The organism is Streptomyces sp. SID13726 (genome assembly GCF_010548375.1).
In the GTDB taxonomy this organism is placed as follows: domain Bacteria; phylum Actinomycetota; class Actinomycetes; order Streptomycetales; family Streptomycetaceae; genus Streptomyces.
Genome location: NZ_JAAGLY010000107.1, coordinates 1 through 702 on the forward strand (window position 1 = coordinate 1; position 702 = coordinate 702).

The 702-nt window shown below is 72.8% G+C and carries 1 protein-coding gene and 1 pseudogene; one reads left to right on the forward strand and one right to left on the reverse strand.

The features are described from left to right. Positions 1-215, reverse strand: a 215-nt coding sequence (locus G3I78_RS46600; RefSeq protein WP_203616477.1) for a hypothetical protein, incomplete at its 3' end; no start/stop codon positions are given. Between the two features lie 190 nt (positions 216-405). On the opposite strand from G3I78_RS46600, the pseudogene G3I78_RS46605 reads away from it, so the two are divergent. Continuing rightward, positions 406-702: pseudogene (locus G3I78_RS46605) on the forward strand (FAD-dependent oxidoreductase); the annotation flags it as partial.

A 702-nucleotide genomic window follows, 5' to 3' on the forward strand; every position in this document is an offset into this window, starting at 1 on the left:
CCGTATCTGCACGCGGCCGCGGGGCCGAACTCTTGGAAGACGAGCGAGGCCACGGTCAGCGCGAGGACGAGCAGGATCACCAGGCCGCCACCGCCCGCGCCGAGCGACCACGCGGCCTGCTCGGTGACGTCGACGCGCGTGTCGTCATGACCGACCGGACGGCCGGTCGGCTCGCCGCCGACGGACTCCTGCGGGGGTGCTGCGCTCTCGGTCACGGGGGCCGTCCTCTCCTGCGGCCGGCGGCCGCGCGGTGTGTATAGCAAAGTGATATCACATTATTGAACCCTCGAGCGACCCCCGCCTCCGCCCCCTACCCCCTGTCGAGCACGACATGAGGGCCGTTATCGGCCGGAAAACGACCCTCATGTCGTGTTCGGCGGGGACGGGGGGTGGCAGGGTGGGGGTGTGACGACGACCGCCGAACCCGCACGCTCCGGCAACTGGGCCGGGAACCTCACCTACTCCTCCGTCGAGGTCGTGCATCCCCGGACGCCCGAGGCACTGGCCGACGTCGTGCGGCGCTCGCCGCGCGTCAAGGCGCTCGGGTCCCGGCACTCGTTCGGGGACGTCGCGGACACGACCGGCACGCACGTCGTCCTCGACCGGTACGACGACGGCCGCCCGCCCGTCGTGGTCGACCCCGCCACGGGCGTGGCGTCGGTCGCGGCGGGGCTGCGGTACGGCGACGTGACGCGGCACGTG